Origin of the sequence: Kitasatospora sp. NPDC057500, from assembly GCF_042802195.1 — a bacterium.
Taxonomy (GTDB): Bacteria; Actinomycetota; Actinomycetes; order Streptomycetales; family Streptomycetaceae; genus Kitasatospora.
This window is the reverse complement of the sequence record NZ_JBHVER010000325.1, coordinates 1-5656: the sequence shown is the minus strand read 5'-3', so window position 1 is coordinate 5656 and position 5656 is coordinate 1. Positions and strand designations below refer to the sequence as shown.

6 protein-coding genes are annotated in these 5656 nt (G+C 71.6%); 3 read left to right on the top strand and 3 right to left on the bottom strand.

Annotation, left to right across the window (positions count from 1 at the left end; genetic code table 11):
* Positions 1 to 48: 48 nt before the first annotated feature.
* The gene (locus tag ACFU74_RS35595; RefSeq protein WP_380764280.1) at positions 49 to 342 is read right to left on the bottom strand and encodes a hypothetical protein; all 294 of its coding nucleotides are present in this window, start codon (positions 340 to 342) and stop codon (positions 49 to 51) included.
* 54 nt (positions 343 to 396) lie between these two features.
* Here ACFU74_RS35595 and holA point away from each other — a divergent pair, with 54 nt between their 5' ends.
* Positions 397 to 1398 carry a DNA polymerase III subunit delta gene (holA, locus tag ACFU74_RS35590; protein ID WP_344337521.1) on the top strand — a complete coding sequence of 334 codons (1002 nt, stop codon included), beginning with the start codon at positions 397 to 399 and terminating at the stop codon, positions 1396 to 1398.
* Between the two features lie 39 nt (positions 1399 to 1437).
* Here holA and ACFU74_RS35585 read toward each other — a convergent pair whose 3' ends face one another.
* Positions 1438 to 2271: a hypothetical protein gene (locus tag ACFU74_RS35585; protein ID WP_380764279.1), complete on the bottom strand. Its 834-nt coding sequence runs from the start codon at positions 2269 to 2271 to the stop codon at positions 1438 to 1440.
* 143 nt (positions 2272 to 2414) lie between these two features.
* Between ACFU74_RS35585 and ACFU74_RS35580 the strand changes: the two genes are divergently transcribed.
* Complete coding sequence (locus ACFU74_RS35580) at positions 2415 to 2978, top strand: hypothetical protein (RefSeq protein WP_380764278.1); 564 nt, start codon at positions 2415 to 2417, stop codon at positions 2976 to 2978.
* Between the two features lie 235 nt (positions 2979 to 3213).
* Here ACFU74_RS35580 and rpsT read toward each other — a convergent pair whose 3' ends face one another.
* Positions 3214 to 3483, bottom strand: a complete 270-nt coding sequence (gene rpsT, locus ACFU74_RS35575; RefSeq protein WP_350566336.1) for a 30S ribosomal protein S20 — start codon at positions 3481 to 3483, stop codon at positions 3214 to 3216.
* A gap of 273 nt (positions 3484 to 3756) precedes the next feature.
* Here rpsT and lepA point away from each other — a divergent pair, with 273 nt between their 5' ends.
* A complete protein-coding gene (gene lepA / locus ACFU74_RS35570) occupies positions 3757 to 5628 on the top strand; it encodes a translation elongation factor 4 (RefSeq protein WP_380764277.1) in 1872 nt (623 codons plus the stop codon).
* Positions 5629 to 5656 lie beyond the last annotated feature (28 nt).

Sequence of the window (5656 nt, the reverse complement as noted above, 5' to 3'; positions counted from 1 at the left end):
CAGGTCCGCGCGCGAGAAGTCGGCCCGGCCGACTTTCCACTCCAGGGGTCAGCTCTCCTCGCGCCAGCCCTCGTGGGCGGCGGCGATGGTGTCGAGGGTGTGGAGGAGGGCGGGGGTCCAGCCGGTCTCGGGGGGTTCCGCGACGACCAGCCACTGGGCGTCCTCGGCGTCGTCCTCGCCGGCGAGCGCGTCGCGGACGATCTCTGGTTCCCCGAGGTCGGGGTGGTCCGCGCTCAGCTCCTCCGCGGCCTCCTCGGCGGCGTCGCGGTCGGGCAGGACGAGCAGTTGCCGGGCGTGCGGGTCGAAGTCGTCCGGCAGGTCGGTGGTGGGCTCTTCGGTCACCCGTCCATTCTCCAGGGACGGAGCTGTCCGTCCCCCGTGGGATGCTGGTAGGCGATGGCCAGGAAGAGTGCACCCGACGACCTGCTCGCCCCGCTGACCCTCGCGGTCGGCCAGGAGGAGCTGCTGCTGGACCGTGCCGTCGCCCAGGTGGTGGCCGCGGCGAAGGCGGCCGACCCGGACACCGATGTGCGGGACCTCCCGCCGGGCGGCCTGCAGCCCGGCAGCCTGGCCGAGCTGACCACCCCGTCGCTCTTCGCCGAGCGCAAGGTCATCGTGGTCAGGGCCGCCCAGGACCTCTCCGCCGACTCCGTCAAGGAGGTCAAGGCGTACATCGAGGCCCCCGCCGATGAAGTGATCATGGTCCTGGTGCACGCGGGCGGTGCCAAGGGCAAGGGCCTGCTGGACGCGGGCCGCAAGGCCGGCGGCCGCGAGGTGGCCTGCGCCAAGCTCGCCAAGGCGAGCGAGCGGTTGGCCTTCGTGCGCGGGGAGTTCCGCACGCTCGGCCGCTCGGCGACGCCCGAGGCCTGCCAGGCCCTGCTGGACGCGCTCGGCAGCGACCTGCGCGAGCTGGCGGCCGCGTGCAGCCAGCTCACCTCCGACGTCGAGGGCGCCATCGACGAGACGGTGGTAGCCCGCTACTACAGCGGCCGGGCCGAGGCGACCGGCTTCGAGGTGGCGGACCTGGCGGTCACCGGCCGGGCCGCCGAGGCGCTGGAGCGGCTGCGCTGGGCGCTGGCGGTCGGCCAGCCGCCGACCGGCATCACCTACGCGCTGGCCTCCGGCGTGCGCAGCATCGGTCGGCTGGCGACCACCGGGCGGAACATGCGCCCGGCGGACCTGGCGCGCGAGCTGGGCATGCCGCCGTGGAAGGTCGAGCGGGTCCGCCAGCAGATGCGCGGCTGGACGGGCGACGCCGTGGCCACCGCCCTGACCGCGATCGCGCAGGCGGACGCCGCCGTCAAGGGCGGTTCCGACGACCCGGCCTTCGCGCTGGAGCGGGCCGTGGTCGCCGTGGCGAGGGCCGCCCGGGCCGGTTCCCGGACGCCGTCGTACTGACCCGGCGCCCCGCACTCGCCCCGCCGCTACCGGCTGCCGCTACGGGCCGCCGATGGCCTTGAGCATGTCCCGGGTGTCGTCGAGCATGGCCTTGCGCACGGTCTCGCGGTCCAGCGTGTGGTTCTTGCCGGTCTGGTAGTTGTCCGTCCAGTACAGCGAGTACGTCATGCCGCCGTCGCGGACCTGTAGGTAGTGGTTGATGTCGTGGAAGGTCTTGTCCGAGCTGGTCGGCTCGTCGCCGTAGGCGAAGTAGGCCTCCTCGCCGAGGCCGGGAGCGTCGGTGATCTCGTACTTCTGCTGCTCGAAGTACTGCCGCACGGCGGCGAATTCGGGGGCGGAGTCGACGGCCTTGTGGAGCTCGACCCGGATGTCGAGGGTCGCGTAGTCGGTGGTCTCGCTGCCCTCGGGCGTGCGCTTCATCAGCGCGTAGCAGCGCATGACGTCCATGGAGTCGCTGCGGCCGGCGTGCTCCAGCGGGTAGTTGTCCACCATCTTGTACTTGCCGCGGAACGCGGTGAGCTTGCCCGCGTCGCAGATCCGGTCGACGGCGTGGTAGCCCCGGATGCTCTGCACGGCCGGATCGCCGTCCACGATGCCGGGCACCACGACGACCGTGCCGGTCCAGACCGCCGAGGCGAGGATCGCGCCGACGAACGCCCACATCGCGTTGCGCCGCAGCCCGCCACCGCGCCCGCCGTTCGGCGCGGACCCGCCGGGCGCAGCCGACCCGCCGGGCGCCCCGGGCGAGCTGGGCAGACCGGGCGGCGGTCCGAAGCCGGGCTGACTGCTCGGCGTCGGCTGCTGCTGCGGGAAGCCGGCGAAGCCGGGCCCGCCCTGCGGCGGCGGCGGCGGTGGTGGCGGCGGTGTCCCCAATGTGTGCCCCCCTCGGGCCCTCGACGCGGGTGCCGGTCACCCGGGACCCTACCGGTCGTACCGAGGGCCGGGACAGGCAACGTGGCGGTCCGCCCGGCCGGTAGGGTCGGGCCCTTCATCGGCCACACGTCCCAGGGGGGACCTTGCGCACGCGCACCATCACGATCGTCACGGCGGCCGGACTGCTGGCCGGGTTGACGGCCTGCTCCAGTGCTTCGAGGACGGTGACGGCGGCGGGGGCGGACCCGGTTCCGCAGCCCGCTGTCACGCAGACCGTCACCGCGACGGTCACTGCCCCGGCACCGCCCGCGCCACCGGCCCCGACGGTCACCGTGACCGTCACGGCGACCGTGGCCCCGCCGCCCGCCACCACCGCGCCGCCCGCCGGGACCGGGGCCGGAACCGGGGCCGGAACCGCTGCCAAGCCCGAGGCCGGGGCCGCCGCACCCGCCGAGCCGGCCGACACGATCGACGGCAGCGGCACCTTCCTGGTCGGTACCGACATCCGGCCCGGCACCTACCGCACAGCGGGCCCCGGCGGCGGCTCGATGGGCATGTGCTACTGGGAGCGCGCCCGCGCCGCCGACGGCGACCTGGGCTCGATCATCGCCAACGAGAACCTGATGGGCCAGGGCGTCGTCACGATCAAGAAGTCCGACGTCGTCTTCAAGACGCAGGGCTGCCAGCCCTGGACGAAGATCGGCTGAGCACACCGGCCAAGCCCGACCGGCCCCGCAAACGCGTACTGCCCGACCGGTGGGGACCGGTCGGGCAGTCGGGGGAAGGCCCATGAGCAGGCACTTCCGGTCAATCTCTGTGCACCGCACCCGCGTGGCGAACGCAGGCCGCGTGCGGTGCGAAGTGTGTTGTGCGCCTCGGGCTTCCGGGTAGAGGGCCGGGTCGTCCCGAGGGGGTGGGGCCGTCGAGGCGGCCCCGGGGGCGTCAGGCCTGGGCGGCCGCGTTGACGCGCTTGGTGATGGCCGACTTCTTGTTGGCGGCCTGGTTGGCGTGGATGACGCCCTTGCTCACGGCCTTGTCCAGCGCCTTGGAGGCGGCGCGGGCCAGCTCGGTGGCCTTCTCGGTCTCGCCGGCGGCAGCGGCCTCACGGGCCTTGCGCAGGGCGGTCTTCAGCGAGGACTTGACGGCCTTGTTGCGCAGGCGCGCCTTCTCGTTGGTCTTGTTGCGCTTGATCTGGGACTTGATGTTCGCCACGAAAGAGCCTCAGTCTGTGTCATCGGTTTGGAACGGGCTGCACCGCGCGGCCGTCGGACCAGCTGAGAGGGCATGCCGAGGCCAGGTGCAGCGCCCAACGCTACCAGGGGCGCCGGGCCCGGCCCAAACCGGGCGCTGGCGCGCGGCCCGCTCGCGGGAAGTGGGAAGATGGGAGGAACTATCTCGATCGGACGACCGTCCGGTCGCCCGGGAAGCCGGTCAGCGATGATCCGGACACCCCCGGCCCCCGGACCAACGGAGAATCGGACCAAGGTGCCCGCGACCCCCAGCAATGTGCCAGAGCCCAGCCGTACCGACCCGGCGCTGATCCGCAACTTCTGCATCATCGCCCACATCGACCACGGCAAGTCGACGCTCGCCGACCGGATGCTGCAGATCACCGGCGTGGTGGACCCGCGGCAGATGCGCGCCCAGTACCTCGACCGGATGGACATCGAGCGCGAGCGCGGCATCACCATCAAGTCGCAGGCCGTCCGTCTCCCCTGGGCGCCGAAGACCGGCCCGAACGCCGGCAGCACGCACATCCTCAACATGATCGACACCCCGGGCCACGTGGACTTCACGTACGAGGTGTCCCGTTCCCTCGCGGCCTGCGAGGGCACCGTCCTGGTCGTCGACGCGGCCCAGGGCATCGAGGCGCAGACCCTCGCCAACCTGTACCTGGCGCTGGAGAACGACCTCACCATCGTCCCGGTGCTGAACAAGATCGACCTGCCCGCCGCCCAGCCGGAGAAGTACGCCGAGGAGATCGCGCACATCATCGGCTGCGACCCGGGCGACGTCCTGAAGGTCAGCGCCAAGACCGGTCTGGGCGTCGAGGACCTGCTCGACCACATCGTCGACACCGTCCCGGCCCCGGTCGGCGTCGCGGACGCCCCGGCCCGCGCGATGATCTTCGACTCGGTGTACGACGCCTACCGCGGCGTGGTCACCTACGTCCGGGTGGTCGACGGCCAGCTGAACAAGCGCGAGCGCATCGCCATGATGTCCACCGGTGCGACCCACGAGCTGCTGGAGATCGGCGTCATCTCGCCGGAGCCCAAGGTCGCCGACGGCCTGGGCGTCGGCGAGGTGGGCTACATCATCACCGGTGTGAAGGACGTCCGGCAGTCCAAGGTCGGTGACACCATCACCTCGCAGCACAAGGGTGCCACCGAGGCGCTGGGCGGCTACAAGGACCCGCGCCCGATGGTGTTCTCCGGCCTGTACCCGCTGGACGGCTCGGACTACCCGCTGCTGCGCGACGCGCTGGACAAGCTGCGGCTGAACGACGCGGCGCTGGTGTACGAGCCGGAGACGTCGGTGGCGCTCGGCTTCGGCTACCGCTGCGGCTTCCTCGGCCTGCTGCACCTGGAGATCATCCGGGAGCGCCTGGAGCGCGAGTTCAACCTCGACCTCATCTCCACCGCCCCGAACGTGATCTACCGGGTGATCATGGAGGACGGCACCGAGCACACCGTCACCAACCCGAGCGAGTTCCCCACCGGCAAGATCGCCGAGGTGTACGAGCCGGTCGTGCGCGGCACCATCCTGGCGCCGAACGAGTTCGTCGGCGCGATCATGGAGCTGTGCCAGTCCCGCCGCGGCAACCTCCAGGGCATGGACTACCTGTCCGAGGACCGCGTCGAGCTGCGCTACACCCTGCCGCTCGCCGAGATCGTCTTCGACTTCTTCGACCAGCTGAAGTCCAAGACCCGCGGCTACGCCTCGCTCGACTACGAGCCCATCGGCGAGCAGACCGCGAACCTGGTGAAGGTCGACATCCTGCTCCACGGCGACGCGGTGGACGCCTTCTCCGCGATCGTGCACAAGGACAAGGCCTACAGCTACGGCGTGATGATGGCCGGCAAGCTGCAGAAGCTGATCCCGCGCCAGCAGTTCGAGGTCCCGATCCAGGCCGCGATCGGCTCGCGGGTGATCGCCCGCGAGACGGTCCGCGCGATCCGCAAGGACGTCCTCGCCAAGTGCTACGGCGGTGACATCTCCCGCAAGCGGAAGCTGCTCGAGAAGCAGAAGGAGGGCAAGAAGCGGATGAAGATGGTCGGCCGGGTGGAGGTCCCCCAGGAGGCCTTCATTGCCGCGCTGTCCACCGACGCCGAGGTGCCCAAGGGCGAGAAGAAGTAACGACGGCGCCACCACGAGGGGCCCGGGG

Coding starts and splice junctions, on each gene's coding strand:
- holA (WP_344337521.1), top strand. CDS start 397: ATGGCCAGGAAGAGTGCACCCGACGACCTGCTCGCCCCGCTGACCCTC.